At 74.3% G+C, this 13,545-nt stretch carries 13 protein-coding genes and 1 pseudogene; 5 read left to right on the forward strand and 9 right to left on the reverse strand.

The window, feature by feature from the left end; genetic code table 11:
• Positions 1 to 186 precede the first annotated feature (186 nt).
• Complete coding sequence (locus ACYVHQ_RS09965; RefSeq protein ID WP_460512595.1) at positions 187 to 462, reverse strand: hypothetical protein; 276 nt, start codon at positions 460 to 462, stop codon at positions 187 to 189.
• An 83-nt stretch (positions 463 to 545) separates the two neighbouring features.
• The gene (locus ACYVHQ_RS09970; protein ID WP_460512596.1) at positions 546 to 911 is read right to left on the reverse strand and encodes a DUF7882 family protein; all 366 of its coding nucleotides are present in this window, start codon (positions 909 to 911) and stop codon (positions 546 to 548) included.
• Between the two features lie 365 nt (positions 912 to 1,276).
• On the opposite strand from ACYVHQ_RS09970, the gene ACYVHQ_RS09975 reads away from it, so the two are divergent.
• Positions 1,277 to 1,999 (forward strand): GAF and ANTAR domain-containing protein, encoded by a 723-nt coding sequence (locus tag ACYVHQ_RS09975; RefSeq protein WP_460512598.1) that lies wholly within the window; start codon positions 1,277 to 1,279, stop codon positions 1,997 to 1,999.
• 14 nt (positions 2,000 to 2,013) lie between these two features.
• Positions 2,014 to 2,772: a GAF and ANTAR domain-containing protein gene (locus ACYVHQ_RS09980; protein WP_460512600.1), complete on the forward strand. Its 759-nt coding sequence runs from the start codon at positions 2,014 to 2,016 to the stop codon at positions 2,770 to 2,772.
• Positions 2,773 to 2,913: 141 nt separating this feature from the next.
• Here ACYVHQ_RS09980 and ACYVHQ_RS09985 read toward each other — a convergent pair whose 3' ends face one another.
• Together ACYVHQ_RS09985 and ACYVHQ_RS09990 are read right to left on the reverse strand one after the other, a co-directional pair.
• Positions 2,914 to 3,942: a YdcF family protein gene (locus tag ACYVHQ_RS09985; protein WP_460512602.1), complete on the reverse strand. Its 1,029-nt coding sequence runs from the start codon at positions 3,940 to 3,942 to the stop codon at positions 2,914 to 2,916.
• Positions 3,943 to 4,010: 68 nt separating this feature from the next.
• Positions 4,011 to 4,858, reverse strand: a pseudogene (locus ACYVHQ_RS09990) (fatty acid desaturase family protein).
• A 647-nt stretch (positions 4,859 to 5,505) separates the two neighbouring features.
• On the opposite strand from ACYVHQ_RS09990, the gene ACYVHQ_RS09995 reads away from it, so the two are divergent.
• Together ACYVHQ_RS09995 and ACYVHQ_RS10000 are read left to right on the forward strand one after the other, a co-directional pair.
• Positions 5,506 to 6,039, forward strand: coding sequence for a PadR family transcriptional regulator (locus ACYVHQ_RS09995; protein ID WP_460512604.1), 534 nt, complete (start codon positions 5,506 to 5,508; stop codon positions 6,037 to 6,039).
• A gap of 5 nt (positions 6,040 to 6,044) precedes the next feature.
• The gene (locus ACYVHQ_RS10000; RefSeq protein ID WP_460512606.1) at positions 6,045 to 7,757 is read left to right on the forward strand and encodes an ABC1 kinase family protein; all 1,713 of its coding nucleotides are present in this window, start codon (positions 6,045 to 6,047) and stop codon (positions 7,755 to 7,757) included.
• Between the two features lie 32 nt (positions 7,758 to 7,789).
• On the opposite strand, the gene ACYVHQ_RS10005 is transcribed toward ACYVHQ_RS10000, so the two are convergent.
• Genes ACYVHQ_RS10005 through ACYVHQ_RS10020 form a run of 4 tightly spaced genes read right to left on the reverse strand, consistent with a single transcriptional unit; the run spans position 7,790 to position 11,649 of the window.
• Entirely contained in the window at positions 7,790 to 8,554 is a 765-nt protein-coding gene (locus ACYVHQ_RS10005) for an iron ABC transporter ATP-binding protein (protein WP_460512608.1), read from the reverse strand.
• A complete protein-coding gene (locus ACYVHQ_RS10010; protein ID WP_460512610.1) occupies positions 8,551 to 9,642 on the reverse strand; it encodes an iron chelate uptake ABC transporter family permease subunit in 1,092 nt (363 codons plus the stop codon). The genes ACYVHQ_RS10005 and ACYVHQ_RS10010 overlap by 4 nt, the downstream gene beginning before the upstream one ends.
• Positions 9,629 to 10,627 carry an iron chelate uptake ABC transporter family permease subunit gene (locus ACYVHQ_RS10015; RefSeq protein WP_460512612.1) on the reverse strand — a complete coding sequence of 333 codons (999 nt, stop codon included), beginning with the start codon at positions 10,625 to 10,627 and terminating at the stop codon, positions 9,629 to 9,631. The genes ACYVHQ_RS10010 and ACYVHQ_RS10015 overlap by 14 nt, the downstream gene beginning before the upstream one ends.
• A 47-nt stretch (positions 10,628 to 10,674) precedes the next feature.
• Positions 10,675 to 11,649: an ABC transporter substrate-binding protein gene (locus ACYVHQ_RS10020; protein ID WP_460512614.1), complete on the reverse strand. Its 975-nt coding sequence runs from the start codon at positions 11,647 to 11,649 to the stop codon at positions 10,675 to 10,677.
• A 116-nt stretch (positions 11,650 to 11,765) separates the two neighbouring features.
• Between ACYVHQ_RS10020 and ACYVHQ_RS10025 the strand changes: the two genes are divergently transcribed.
• Positions 11,766 to 12,698 carry an NADP-dependent oxidoreductase gene (locus ACYVHQ_RS10025; RefSeq protein ID WP_460512616.1) on the forward strand — a complete coding sequence of 311 codons (933 nt, stop codon included), beginning with the start codon at positions 11,766 to 11,768 and terminating at the stop codon, positions 12,696 to 12,698.
• Between the two features lie 24 nt (positions 12,699 to 12,722).
• On the opposite strand, the gene ACYVHQ_RS10030 is transcribed toward ACYVHQ_RS10025, so the two are convergent.
• The gene (locus tag ACYVHQ_RS10030; protein ID WP_460512618.1) at positions 12,723 to 13,535 is read right to left on the reverse strand and encodes an alpha/beta fold hydrolase; all 813 of its coding nucleotides are present in this window, start codon (positions 13,533 to 13,535) and stop codon (positions 12,723 to 12,725) included.
• Positions 13,536 to 13,545 lie beyond the last annotated feature (10 nt).

Genomic DNA, 13,545 nt, shown 5'->3' on the forward strand with positions numbered 1-13,545 from the left:
CCTTCGGCACCGACCAGGTCCAGGACGAGATGCTCGTCGGCGTCGCCAAGATCACCGCCGCCACCGAGTAACACCCCGCACCACCCGCACCACCCGCACCACAGCACCACCCGCAGCACCACGACGGCGCCGCCCCCACCACCGGGGACGGCGCCGTCGCCGTGCGCCCGCGGCGTCCGCCCGCGCTCAGTCGTCGTAGAGGTCGCCGTCGAGGACGTCGACCTCGAAGGGTGCGTGCAGGTGGTCGTCCCGGGTCTGCTCGTCGACGTCCTCGGTCTCGAACGTGAGCGGGACGCCGGGGCTGACGAGGACGTCGAGGCGGCTGCCGTCGTGGACGATCACGTGGACGAGGTCGCCGCCGTGGTGCACCGCCTCCGTCGCGGTCCGCTCGACGGCGTCGAGGTCCTGGCCCTGCGCGAGGAGGTAGGGCTTCCCGTCGACCGTCATCGTTGTGCGCAGCATCCGTCCAGCGAACCCGCCGGGGCGGCGCCCGGTGACCCGTTGACCTCTCCCCGTCGAGCGACTACGCGCCCCGCGGGGCGGACTCAGGAGTGCCGGTCGGACCGGACCAGCTGCGGTGAGGAGCGGGGCGCGGCAGCCCCTTGCTGGTCCCCGAGGGGCTCGGCGAGGATCTGCAGCCCCGGTCGGCTGTCGGCCGCCCGCGCGAGGAGCGCGACCCAGGCGTGGTTGATCGTCACGGGGCCGCTGATCCTGAACCGGAACAGGAGGCTGACGGCGGGGTGCAGCCAGATCGTGCTCCGCCCGCTGCCGGCCTGGGGAGGCTCGGTCCAGGAGAGGGCGAAGGCCTCGCGACGGCGGAGCTTGTTGATGACGACGATCTGCAGGTGCGCGAGCGTCCGGTCGTCGCAGCGCAGCTCGGCCGCGCCCCGCTCGTAGATCAGGTGTCCCATGAGGTCGCTCCCGTGGACGGGGCACCACCCCGAGGCGCCGTCCCAGGAGCGTCGGTGGAGACGCGGTGGCGGCCGACGACGGAGGAGCCGTCGGTGGTGCTCCTCGTCGCGGCGCCGCCCAGGAGGTCGTGCGTGCTCGAGGAGGAGCAGGCGACCTGGATCTGGGGCTACCGCTCCTCACGGTAGGGGTCGTCGGGGGTGCGGGGCGAGGTGCGGGCCCGCACCGGGACGTGGGCGGCACGGGTGGCCTACGATGGGGACAGCGGCAGGTACCCGGACCCAGCGCTCCGTCATCCCCTCACCCAGGATCGAAGCTGGATCGGAAGGCCCCATGGACGCACCCACCTCGCTCGCGACGACATCTCGTGGGCACCCCCGTGCGTGACCCCGACCTCGGCGGCGTCGCTGCCGCCGCGCGCGACCTCGCCCTCGCGACCGGGGCCGACGCCGATCTCTGCGGACCCTTCGTACGGGTCCTCGGCGTGTCCGGCGCGGCGGTCTCGACGCTCGGCGACCCGTTCAACTCCGAGACCGTCTGTGCGTCCGGCTCCCGTGCGGCCAGGCTCGACGAGATCCAGATCGACCTCGGCGAGGGGCCCTGCTGGCAGGCCCTGAGGACGAGGAGGCCGGTCCTGGAGCCCGACCTGGAGCGTTCGGCGACGACGGCGTGGCCCGCGGCCATGTCGGCCCTGAGGGAGACGAGCACCGGCTCCGTGTTCGCGTTCCCCCTCGTCGTCGCCGGCATCGACGTCGGAGCCGTCGACCTCTACTCCTGGACCCCGATGACGCTCTCCGACCAGCAGGTCGCGGACGCCGGGCTGCTGTCGCGCGTGCTCGCCCGACAGGTGCTGCACCGGGCCCTCGTGGCTGCCGAGGGGAAGGACGCCGAGACCGGCGTCAGCTCGGGCGTCCACTCCCGCCGAGAGGTCCACCAGGCGACCGGCATGGTCCTGGCGCAGCTGCACGTCACCCCCTCCGACGCCCTGCTCGTCCTGCGCGGACACGCTTTCTCCACCGGTCGGTCGGTGCTCGACGTCGCGGCCGACGTCGTGGCCCGCACGATCGACTTCTCCACCGTCACCGACTGAAGGACCTGAGGACCATGCCCCGTAACCGTGAAGCCCTCCTCGTCGAGACGTTCGTCACCCTGGCGGACTCCCTCGTGGCGGGGTACGACGTCATCGACCTGCTGCAGGCCCTCGTCGACCGTGCCACCGAGCTCTTCGACGCCAGTGCGGCCGGGATCATCCTCGGTCCCGACGTCGAGCACCTGGACGTCATCGCGTCCACGAGCGAGACCAGCCGCATCGTCGGCCTGATGCAGCTCAGGGCCGGGGAGGGCCCGTGCGTGGAGGCCGTCACCACCGGCGCCGTCGTCTCCGTCGCCGACGCCTCCGAGCTGCAGGAGAGGTGGCCGGTGTTCGCCGAGGCCGCGACGGGCTCCGGGTACCTCTCGGTGCACGCGATCCCGCTGCGCCTCCGGGACCAGGTCATCGGGTCGCTGAACCTCTTCAGGGACCACGAGGGCGCCCTCAACGAGACCGACGCGATCGCCGGGCAGGCGCTCGCGGACGTGGCGACCATCAGCATCCTGCAGGAGCGGGTCGTCCAGGACGTCAGCGTCGTGTCCGCCCAGCTGCAGCGCGCCCTCGCCACCCGCGTCGTCATCGAGCAGGCCAAGGGAGTCCTCGCCCACACGCACGGCCTCGACATGGACGCCGCGTTCCGCCTCCTGCGCCACCACGCGCGCAGCACCCAGGCGCCGCTGACCGACGTCGTGGCGGGAGTGGTCGACGGGACCGTGACGATCCCGCTCACGCACGCCCCGCGCCAGGACGCGGCGCGGCCGGAACGGCGGTGACCGACGACCGGGAGGAGGAGCGCCCGGCGAGCACGGCCGCGCCGACGCCACCCACCTCGCCGCCGCGCGACGCCTCGGTGAGGAGCGGGTGCCGCACGCCGACCGCTGAGCGAGGGGTGCCGGCCGCGTCGTCCTGCCCGCTCAGGGCGGCGACGACGAGATCACGACCCCGAGGGCGATGATCGCGACGAGTCCCAGGATCGCGGCGGCGTTGAGGCGCTTGTGCTCGACCATGATGGCGATGTACTCGCGGAGGAACGCGCTGGGCACGTAGTACGTGGCGGTGGGGGAGCCGATGACCTGTGCGGTGCTGCCGATGGACCTGGCGAGCAGGGCCGCGCGCAGCACGTGGTAGTTGTTCGTGACCACGAGGACGTCGCCGGTGCGCCCCGCGGCCTCTTGCACCTCGCGGGAGAACAGGAGGTTCTCGCGCGTGCTGGTGGACGCGGTCTCGGGGTGGACGTCGGCGGGGTCGGCGCCCTGGGCCAGGAGGTACTCGGCCATGGCCTCGCCCTCGGGGCGGGGCTCGTCCGAGCCCTGACCGCCCGAGGGCACGAGGATCGGGCGGGTCGCGTGGGCCGGCACGGAGCGGTAGATGGCGAGGGCCTTGTCGAGGCGGCTGCGCAGCAGCGGTGGCACCTCGCCCCTGATGAGGCCGGAGCCGAGCACGACGAGTGCCGCGGGCTCGCGGGTGTGCCGGTAGCGGCTGTAGACGAGGGAGTACACGGCGAACGCGGTGAAGGTCGCTGCCGCGTACGCGCAGGCGAGCACCAGCAGGAGTCCGAGCGAGATGAGTGCCAGGTCGAGCCCGGCGGGCAGGCGGCGCGCGTCGAGGCCGGTCACGAGCAGGACGCCCAGCGGAGGGACCGTGAGGATCGCGACGCCGACGAGGAGGGACAGGAGGTTGCCGAGGCTGCGTCCCTCGGACCGGAGCATGGTGACGCCGTTGCCGATCAGGAAGACGCCCAGGACGCCGATGAGCACGAGGACGCCGAGGCCCGCGAGCAGCAGCAGCGACGCGAGGAACGGCGGTGCGAGCGCGGAGAGCGCCAGCAAGGACCACCACGCCGCGGCGACGAGGTAGACCCCGTTGCGCAGGCGGCGGACGTCGCGTCGTCGGCTGACGACGTAGAGCGCGGCGAACACGGCGGCCGGGACCAGGAAGAGCATGCCGTCATCCTCCCAGGCGACGGGTCAGGAGTCCGGGGCGACGGTCCTCGGGGGGACGGCCGCGGAGCTCATCGGGGCCGCAGCTCCGTGGCGACGGGGCAGGTGAACGGGTCGCGCGCCCCGAGGCCGACGTCGTTGAGGTAGCGCACGACGATCCGGTACGACTGCACGAGGCCGGTCTCGGTGTAGGGGACGCCGTGCTCGGCGCAGTGGGCCCGCACGAGCTGACGGGCCCGGGCCAGGTGGGGCCGGGGCATGCTCGGGAAGAGGTGGTGCTCGGTCTGGTGGTCGAGGCCGCCCATGGCCCAGGTCACCCACCGGCCGCCCCGGATGTTGCGGGAGGTGAGCACCTGGCGCGTGAGGAAGTCCACCCGGCTGCCCTCGGGCAGCACGGGCAGGCCAGGGCCGCGATGTCGATGTCGGGGTCCTTGCCGACGGTGTTCGGGGAGGCGTGGTGGCGCGTGTGCTTGGTCGTCCACCAGGCCTAGCTGACGCCGACGACGCCGGCGGCGAGCACCCGCCCGACCCGGTCGCCGACGGGGCCGGTCGCGAAGACCTGCCGGTGCGCGACCTCGTGCGTGAGGAAGGCGTACTGCGTCAGCACCACGCCGAGCGCGGCGGCGACGACGAGCTGCCACCAGCTGTCGCCCAGCAGCACGAAGGCGGTGCCCGTCCCGGCGAGTGCGAGGGTCACCGCGCCGAAGACGAGGCCGTAGAAGCCGGTGCGCCGCTCGAGCAGCCCGGCGCCCTTCACCTGGACCAGGAGGGCCGAGTACGTGCTCACGGGGCGGCGCGCGCCGCCCGGGGTGGTCGGGCGGAAGGCCGCGGCCCCGACGGGCGCCGCGGAGGCGGCGGCCGGGGCGTCGGTGACGTCCTGGCGCAGGACGGTCCGGGCGGGGGTGACGGGTGCGGTCATCGTGTCTCCTGGGAGAGGGGGCGGGCGCGGCGAGGGGGGACCGGCCTGGGTCCAGGGCGACGGCAGGGCGACGGCAGGGCGACGGCAGGGCACGGGCGGGAGGGCCCGGGCGGGCGGGAGCGAGTGCGGGCACCTGGAGGTTCGGGTCCCAGGTGCCCGCCCCGTGGCGATCCCCTAGGGAAGGACCGCTCGCGTCCTCGAGGTCTACGGGTGGGACCACGAGGGCGCAAGTCAGGGGTCCGGCGTCGGGCCGGGGGAGGTGGTGAGCAGGAGGGGCTCCCGACAGAGGTGCTGCCAGGACGGACCGTGCCCGGCGCTGGCGACGGGCGACCCCGCCGAGCCGACGTCGTCGAGGAGGGGACGGCCCTGCGTGCGGCCGGGCCCTGAGCAGCGGCCGGTGCGGCGCCCGATCGGACGGACCGTGCTCGTCATGTCGCCTCCCAGATGGTCGTACGTGCTCGAGAAGGAGCAGGCGACCTGGATCTGGGGCAACCGCTCCTCACGCTAGGGCCGATCGTCCTCGGCCGCAAGGGGGTCCGTCGGTCGGTCCCCGGACGGGCTCCCGGGCGCCTGGGCGCCCGCCCGGTGCGGGTCCAGGTCACGGGCATATCGTTCGAGCATCGTTCGACCCTCGACAGGAGACCATCATGAGCACCTCACGCACACCGGGCTCGTTCGGCGTCGACATGGACGGGATGTGGCGGGCCATGGACCAGCTGCGCTCGACCTTCGACCGTCGGGACGGCGCTCGCGCCCCTCGGGGCGAGATCAGGACCGCGATCCTGGCCCTGTTGGCCGAGCGGCCGATGCACGGCTACCAGCTCATCCACGAGATCGAGGAGCGCAGCGGCGGCGACTGGAAGCCCAGCGCCGGATCCGTCTACCCGACGCTGCAGCTGCTCACCGACGAGGGCCTGGTCGTGGCCGAGGAGGCCGAGGGGCGGAAGGTCCACTCGCTCACCGAGGCCGGCCGCGCTGCCGCGGGCGTCGACCCGTCCGACCCGTGGACGCCCCCGCGCTCCTCGGGCGACCGCCGCACGGCCCTGCCCCGGGCCGGGGTCGAGCTCGCGCGCGCGACGGCCCAGATCGGTCGCACCGGCACCGCCGCCCAGGTGGACGAGGCCGTCGCGATCCTCGACGAGGCCCGTCGGCGCATCTACTCGATCCTCGCCCGGGACTGACGCGGGTGGCCTCGCCCCGACCCGACGAGGCCGGCCCCGCGGTGCGCGACCGTGCCGGTCGCGCCCGCTACCGGCGCATCCTGCGCTTCGCCTCGCGCCACCTGGCGGTGACCTGGTGGTTCGAGCTCGTGCTGCCCCGCTTCGGGCTCCGGCGCCTCGCCGAGCGCACGCGGGCCCGTCGCATGCGGCGCTTCGCCCGCGGCTTCCACGCCCTCGCGCTCGACCTCGGCGGCCTCATGATCAAGGTGGGGCAGTACCTCTCGTCCCGGCTCGACGTGCTGCCGCCCGAGATCACCAAGGAGCTCGAGGGGTTGCAGGACGAGGTCACGCCCGTCCCGTTCGCCGGGCTCCGGGCGCTCGCCGAGGCCGAGCTGGGGGTGCCGCTCGACCGCGTGTTCTCCGCCGTGTCCGCCGAGCCCATCGCCGCGGCCTCGCTCGGGCAGGCGCACCGTGCGACGCTGGGGCCGGCGGACCAGGCCGACACGGGCCTCCTGCACGTCGTGCTCAAGGTGCAGCGCCCGGGCATCGACCGGATCGTCGACGTCGACCTCGCCGCGCTCCGCAAGGTCGGCGGTTGGCTCAGCCACGTCCGCCTCGTGTCGGACCGCGTCGACGCCCCCGCGCTGGTCGAGGAGTTCGCCCGCACCAGCCTCGAGGAGATCGACTACCTGCACGAGGCCTCGGCCTCGGCGCGGTTCGCGGCCGACTTCGCCGACGACGACCGCGTGGCCGTGCCCGAGGTCGTGTGGGAGCGGAGCACGCGCCGCGTCCTCGTGCTCGAGGACGTCTCGGCGATCAAGATCACCGATCACGAGGGGCTCCTCGCCGCGGGCATCGATCCCGTCGACGTCGCCCCCGTCTTCGCCGCCGTGATGTTCGACCAGCTGTTCTCGCACGGCTTCTTCCACGCCGACCCGCACCCCGGCAACATCTTCGTGACCCCCGTCGCCGCGGCCGAGGGGGAGCGGCCCTGGCGCTTGACCTTCATCGACTTCGGCATGATGGGCGAGGTCCCGCCGGGCACGCGCACCGGGCTGCGGCGCCTGCTCATCGCGGCGGCGTCGCGCGACGGCCGCGGCATGGTCGGCGCCATGCGGGACCTCGGCGTCCTGCTGCCGACCGCCGACACGAACGAGCTCGAGCGCGCCGTCACGGCCACCTTCGCGCGCTTCGGCGGCATGGGGTTCGCCGAGCTGAGGGAGGTCGACCCCCGCGAGTACCGCGAGTTCGCGGGCCAGTTCGGCGATCTCATCCGGTCGCTGCCCTTCCAGCTGCCCGAGGACTTCCTGCTCGTCCTCCGCGCGGTGACCCTGACCTCCGGCGTGGCGAGCGCGCTCGACCCGGCCTTCAACCTGTGGGACTCGGTCGAGCCCTACGCCGCGCGCCTTGTCCGGGACGAGCGCGGGAACGCCGTCCAGGACGTCGCCCGGCGGACCACCGACGCCCTCGCCGTGGCGGCGCGGCTGCCAGGGCGCCTCGACCACCTCGTCGGCCGCCTGGAGGACGGCACCCTCGAGGTGGGCAGCCCCCGCATCGAGAAGCAGCTGTCGCGCATCGAGCGGACCGCCCGGCGGGTGCTGGCCGCGGTCGTCTTCGGGGCGACGCTCGTCGCGGGCGCCGTCCTGCGGGCCGACGACGACGGCCTGGGCACCGTGCTCCTGGTCACGTCGGTGGTGCCGCTGCTCTACGCCCTGCTCGCCGGTCGGCGAGCGGGGTAGCCGCACCGTCCGGGTGCCCGGCCCCGCGCGCGTCAGTCCCCGCGGTAGTAGACGGCGATCCGTCGCCCCTCGACCTCGTGCACGGTCACGGGGGTGCGGAAGACGTCGGTGAGCACGTCGGCACGCACGACCTCGTCGACCGTGCCCGAGGTGTGGATGCGCCCGTCCCGGAGGGCGATGACCCGGTCCGCCCAGGCGGCCGCGAAGTTGATGTCGTGCACGACGACGACGACGGTGCGGCCCAGCTCGTCCGCGGCACGGCGCAGGTGGCGCATCATGCGGACGCTGTGCTCGATGTCGAGGTTGTTCAGCGGCTCGTCGAGCAGCACGTGCTCGGTGTCCTGGGCGAGCACCATCGCGACGAACGCGCGCTGGCGCTGCCCGCCCGAGAGCTCGTCGACGTAGCGGTCGGCGAGCGGCTCGAGCCCGAGGAACTCCAGCACCTCGCCCACGATGCGGCGGTCGTCGGGACCCGGCCGTCCCCGCGAGTGCGGGAACCGCCCGAAGCCGACGAGGTCGCGCACGGTGAGCCGGGCGAGCACGTGGGCGTCCTGTCGGAGGATCGCGAGGCGCTTCGCGATCTCGGACGAGGGCGTCGTGGCGACGTCGAGCCCGGCCACGCGCACGGTGCCCGACGTGGGCTCGAGGAGGCGGGCGATCACCGAGAGCAGCGTGGACTTGCCGGCGCCGTTGGGCCCGACGAGCGCGGTGATGCCCCCGGAGCCGATGCGGCCCGCGACCGGGCCGAGCACCACTTCGTCCGCGTAGGCCTTGGTCAGGTCCGAGAACTCGATCACGTGAGCGCCTTCTTCCGCAGCAGGAGGGTCAGGAACACCAGTCCGCCGACGCCCTCGAGGAGGATCGTGAGGTAGCCGTTGGCGGAGAAGACGTGCTGCAGCACGAACTGCCCGCCGACGAGGGTGGCGAGGCCCAGGAGGAACGCCATGGGCAGCACGGCCCGGTGACGCCAGTCGCCGGCCACCTGGTAGGAGAGCGTCGCGACGAGGAACCCGAAGAAGGTCATCGGCCCGGCGAGGGCCGTGGAGAACGCCACGAGCACGGAGACGAGCACGAGCACGGTCGTGAGCTCGCGGCGGTACGACAGTCCGAGCGCGGTCGCGTGCTCGGGACCCAGCAGCAGCACGTCGAGCCGGTCGCGCCGACGCCAGACGAGCACGCCGACGACGGCGCACACGGCGACGGCGAGCGGCAGCTCGTCGGCGCCGACGGCGCTCATCCGGCCGAAGAGATCGAGCTGCAGGACGTCGAACTCGGTGGGCGACAGCAGGCGCTGCAGGAAGCTCGAGAGCGAGTCGAAGGCGAGGCCCAGGACGACGCCGACCAGCAGGAGGGTCACGATGCCGCCCCGTCTCGACGTGAGGAGCCACCGGTAGAGCAGGGTCGCGAGCACCACCATGAGCACCGTCTGGGCCACGGTCCACGCCAGCCCGTCGGCGCGCTGCACGGTCGCGCCGCCGAGCGCGAAGACCGCCGTGGTCTGCACGAGCACGTACAGGGAGTCGAACCCGAGGATCGAGGGGCTCAGGATCCGGTTGCCCGTCACGGTGTGGAACGCCACGGTCGCGACGGCCTGCGTGAACGCGACGACCGCCATCGCGCCGACGAAGGTCGCCCGGCGCGGAAGCGTGAACGACAGCGGCCCCTTCACGAACAGGAACAGGAAGCACGCCACGAGCACGACCGCCACGGCGCCGACGAGCACGAGCCGTGCGCGCCAGTCGAGCCGTGCGCGCCGGTCGAGCGGCGCGCGCCGGTCGAGCCGTGCGCGCCGGTCGAGCCGTGCGCGCCGGTCGGCCCCGGCTGCAGGGCCCCCGTGCGGGACGGGGCCGGGGCGGGCCTCCTGCGCGGGATCAGAGTGCGGCACGGGGCCCCCTCGACAGGACGAGCGCGAGGAAGGCGGCGGCGCCGACCACGCCGAGGACGACCGAGGCCGGGATCTCCATCGGCGCCACCACGGTGCGCCCCACGAGGTCGCACGCGACGAGCAGGGCGGCGCTGAGCAGGGCCACCCACGGCAGGTTCCGCCGCACGTCGTCGCCGAGCAGCGCCGACACGACGTTCGGCACGATCAGTCCGAGGAACGGCAGGAACCCCACGACCACGCTCGTCACGCCCGACGAGAGGGCCACGAGCGAGACGCCGAGGACGACCGTGCGCCGGTAGCGCAGGCCGAGGCTCGTCGCCACGTCGCGGCCGAGGCCCACGACCGTGAGCCGGTCGGCGACGACCACCGTCACGACGGCGAGGGCGGCGACCGCCCAGAGCGGTTCGTAGAAGCCGCGCACCACGCTGCTGAAGCCGCCCGACCGCCACGCCCCGAGCGACTGCTGCAGGTCGAACGTCGTCGCGAGCAGCAGGGTGCCGCTGCCGACCACCGCACCGAGCATGATGCCCACGAGCGGCACGACGAGCCCACCGCGGGCGCGGACGCCGCGCAGCACCCCGAGGAACAGCATCGTGCCGACGAACGCGAAGGCGCTGCAGGCGAGCATGCGCACGAGCGGCGGTGCCCCGGGCACGAGCACGAGCATCACGACGAGGCCCAGGCCGGCCCACTGGGTCGTCCCGGCGGTCGTCGGCTCGACGAACCGGTTCTGGGTCACGAGCTGCATCACGACGCCGCCGATCCCCAGGGCGACGGCCGAGAAGACGAGCGCGAGCGTCCGCGGCACCCGGCTGACGAGGAACATCTCGCGCTGCGCGGGGTCGGTGAGCAGGCCCCGCGGCGTGATGTCGTAGCCGCCGATCGCCAGCGACGCCGCCACGAGGGCGAGCGTCACGGCCGCCAGGGCTCCGAGCAGGAGGCGGCGGCGCCGGCGAGCGGGCGGGCCCGCGGGTCCGACCGCCACGGGTCGGGGCGCCCCGGTGGGGTCGGCCGCCCGTGGGGGCGCCGCGGTCACGCGGTGAACGCCGCGGTGATCTGGTCGTACGCCTCCTGGTACGACTGCAGGCTCTCGCGCGTGTAGAACGTGGGGTCGAGGTGGAGGACGTGGTCCTCGCGGCCGAAGGTCGTGCCGGCGAAGGCCTCCTGCGCCGCGAAGACGGCCGCGGCGGGCGAGTCGCCCTCGCCGATCGCGGCGTCGCGGTCCATGACGATGGCCCAGTCGGGGTCGGCCTGGGCGATGGTCTCGGGTGCGAGCCCGGAGTCCCCGTGCACGTCGCCCTCGTCGCCCGCGAAGACGTCGACGAGGTCGAGGGGCTCGATGATGCGGCCGAGGCGCTGGGCGCCGTTGTCGATCCTGCCGCCCGAGACGACCGCCAGGAACACGCTCTCGCCGTCGGTGGCGTCGGCGGCGGCGCGCTCCGACCGCTCGAACGCGGCGACGAGCTCGGCGGCGTCCTGCTCGCGGTCGAAGAGGCGCCCCAGCTGTTCGGCCTGGTGCTCCAGGGACGCGACGTAGCCGCCGTCGTGCTCGTCGCTGCCCGCGACGTCGACGACGGGCGCGATCCGCTCCAGTTCGTCGGTGTACTCCGCGAACCGGTAGCCGCCGATGATGACGTCGGGCTCGGCCGCGGCGACCGCCTCGAGGTCGGGCTCCCGGTGGGTCCCGACGTCGGCGATGTCGTCGTCGGCCAGCCAGTCCTCGAAGCCCTCGCGGGGCAGGAGGCCCTTGGGGGCGGCCACGGGCGTCACTCCCCAGTCGCGCAGCGTCTCGAAGCTCGTGCTGTCGAGCGCGACCACGCGCTCGGGCTCGAGGGGCACGGTGACGTCGCCGTCCCTGCCGGAGATCGTCACGGTGCGGGCGTCGTCGCCGGGTGCGGCGGCGTCGAGCGGGGCGCCCGCGCCCGAGCAGGCCGTGAGGGCGAGGGCGAGGCCGAGCCCGAGCCCGAGGGACGTGAGGGCGAGGGCGGGGCGGGAGCGAGGGGTCACAGGGGTTCCGTCCGGGTCGAGGTCCGACAAGTGAGGCAAGGCTATCCTAACAACCACCCTCGGAGCGAGCGCTGGCGGGCACCGCGCTCGGAGGTCGGCGGCGTAGACCGGGAGCCATGAAGGTCGTCGGAGTCACGCAGTTCGGAGGGCCCGAGGCCCTCGCCGTCCACGAGGTGCCCGAGCCCCACGCGGGCCCGGGGGAGGTCCGCATCGCGGTCCGTGCCTCGGCCGTCAGTCCCACCGACGCCGGGGTGCGATCGGGCGGGCGGGACACGGGCGACGCCCGACCCCCGTACGTCCCCGGCATGGACGCGGCGGGCACGATCGACGAGGTCGGCGACGGCGTCGAGGGGTGGGCGGTCGGCGACGAGGTCATGGCGATCGCCCTGCCGCTCAGCGAGCACGGGGGCGCCTACGTCGAGCGCCTCGTTGCTCCGCTCGGCTCGTTCGCGCGCGTCCCCGCCGGCACGACGCTCGAGCAGGCCGCGACCGTGCCGATGAACGGGCTCACCGCCGTGCAGTCGTTCCACCTGATGGGCCTCGAGCCCGGTCAGGTGCTCGCCGTCACCGGGTCGGCCGGACTGCTCGGCAACTACCTCGTGCAGCTCGCCGAGGAGCAGGGCCTCGTCGTGGTCGCCGACAGCGCCGAGAAGGACCGCGCCCTCGTCGACTCGCTCGGTCCCGACCACGTCGTCGAGCGGGGCGCGGGCTTCGCCGACGCCGTCCGGGCCCTCTTCCCCGACGGCGTCGACGGGCTCGTGGACACGGCCCTGCAGCACGAGGAGGCGCTGCCCGCGCTCCGCGACGGCGGCTCGTTCGTCGCGGTGCGCGGCTGGCAGGGCACCGGCGAGCGCGACGTCCGCTTCGAGCAGGTCATGGTGTTCGGCGAGTACCTCTCGGGCGAGTCGCTCGACGGGCTCCGCCAGGCCGTCGAGGACGGGGTGCTCACCCCGCGCGTGGCCGAGGTGCTGCCCGCGGCCGAGGCGCCCGACGCCCATCGGCGCATGGAGGGCGGCGGCGTGCGCGGCCGCTTCGTGCTCACCTGGTGAGGCGGTCGGCGCCCCGGCCGGACGTCAGCCCTCGACGGCCTCGAGGAAGGTGCGCAGCAGGTCGGTGACCTCGTCCACCGGCAGGAGGCTCGACCCGTGGTCCTGCCCGACCAGCCACGAGAAGCGGGCGTCCGGCATCGCCTTCGCAGCCTCCTGCGAGTGCTGCGCGCGACGCTCGTCGCGCGTGCCCGCCACGAGCAGCGTGGGCGTCCTGACGCCCGCGAGGACGTCGAGCGGGACCCCCGGGCTCAGCTCGGCCGCCTCGAAGTAGGCGCGCAGGGCGAGCGCGTCGTCCTGCGCGAAGGCGAGGCGCGTGCCGGGGTCGAGCGGGCCTCCTGCGCTCTCCTCCCACGCGTCGAGGAACGCGGCCATGTCACCCGTGCCGAGCGCCTCGCGCCAGCGGGGCGTGAAGGTGCGGGCGATGTCGCCGTCCATGGGCGCCCAGTCGCCACCGATCGTCGTGAGGGTGCGCAGCCGCTCGGGCTCGGCGGCCGCCAGCGCCAGGCCGAGGCGCGCGCCGAACGAGTAGCCGACGTAGTGCACCGGGCCGTCGACCGCCCCCGCCGCGGCGGCCGCGTCGAGCACGGCCCGCACGTCGCCCAGGTGCCGGTCGGTGTCGTAGGCGGCGACGTCGTGGGGCGTGCCGCTGCGCCCGTGGCCCCGGAGGTCGACGGCGACGACCGTGAAGTCGCGCTGCAGGTCGCGCAGGTAGCCGAGCCCGCGCCAGGTGCCGCGGGACAGGCCCGAGCCGTGCACGAGCAGCAGCGGCGGCCCCTCGCCCGCGGCCTCCCACGCGATCTCGACGCCGTCGACGGGGTTCGGGGTGGTCGCGCGCATCCGTCCATCC

This window comes from Frigoribacterium salinisoli (assembly GCF_054781095.1).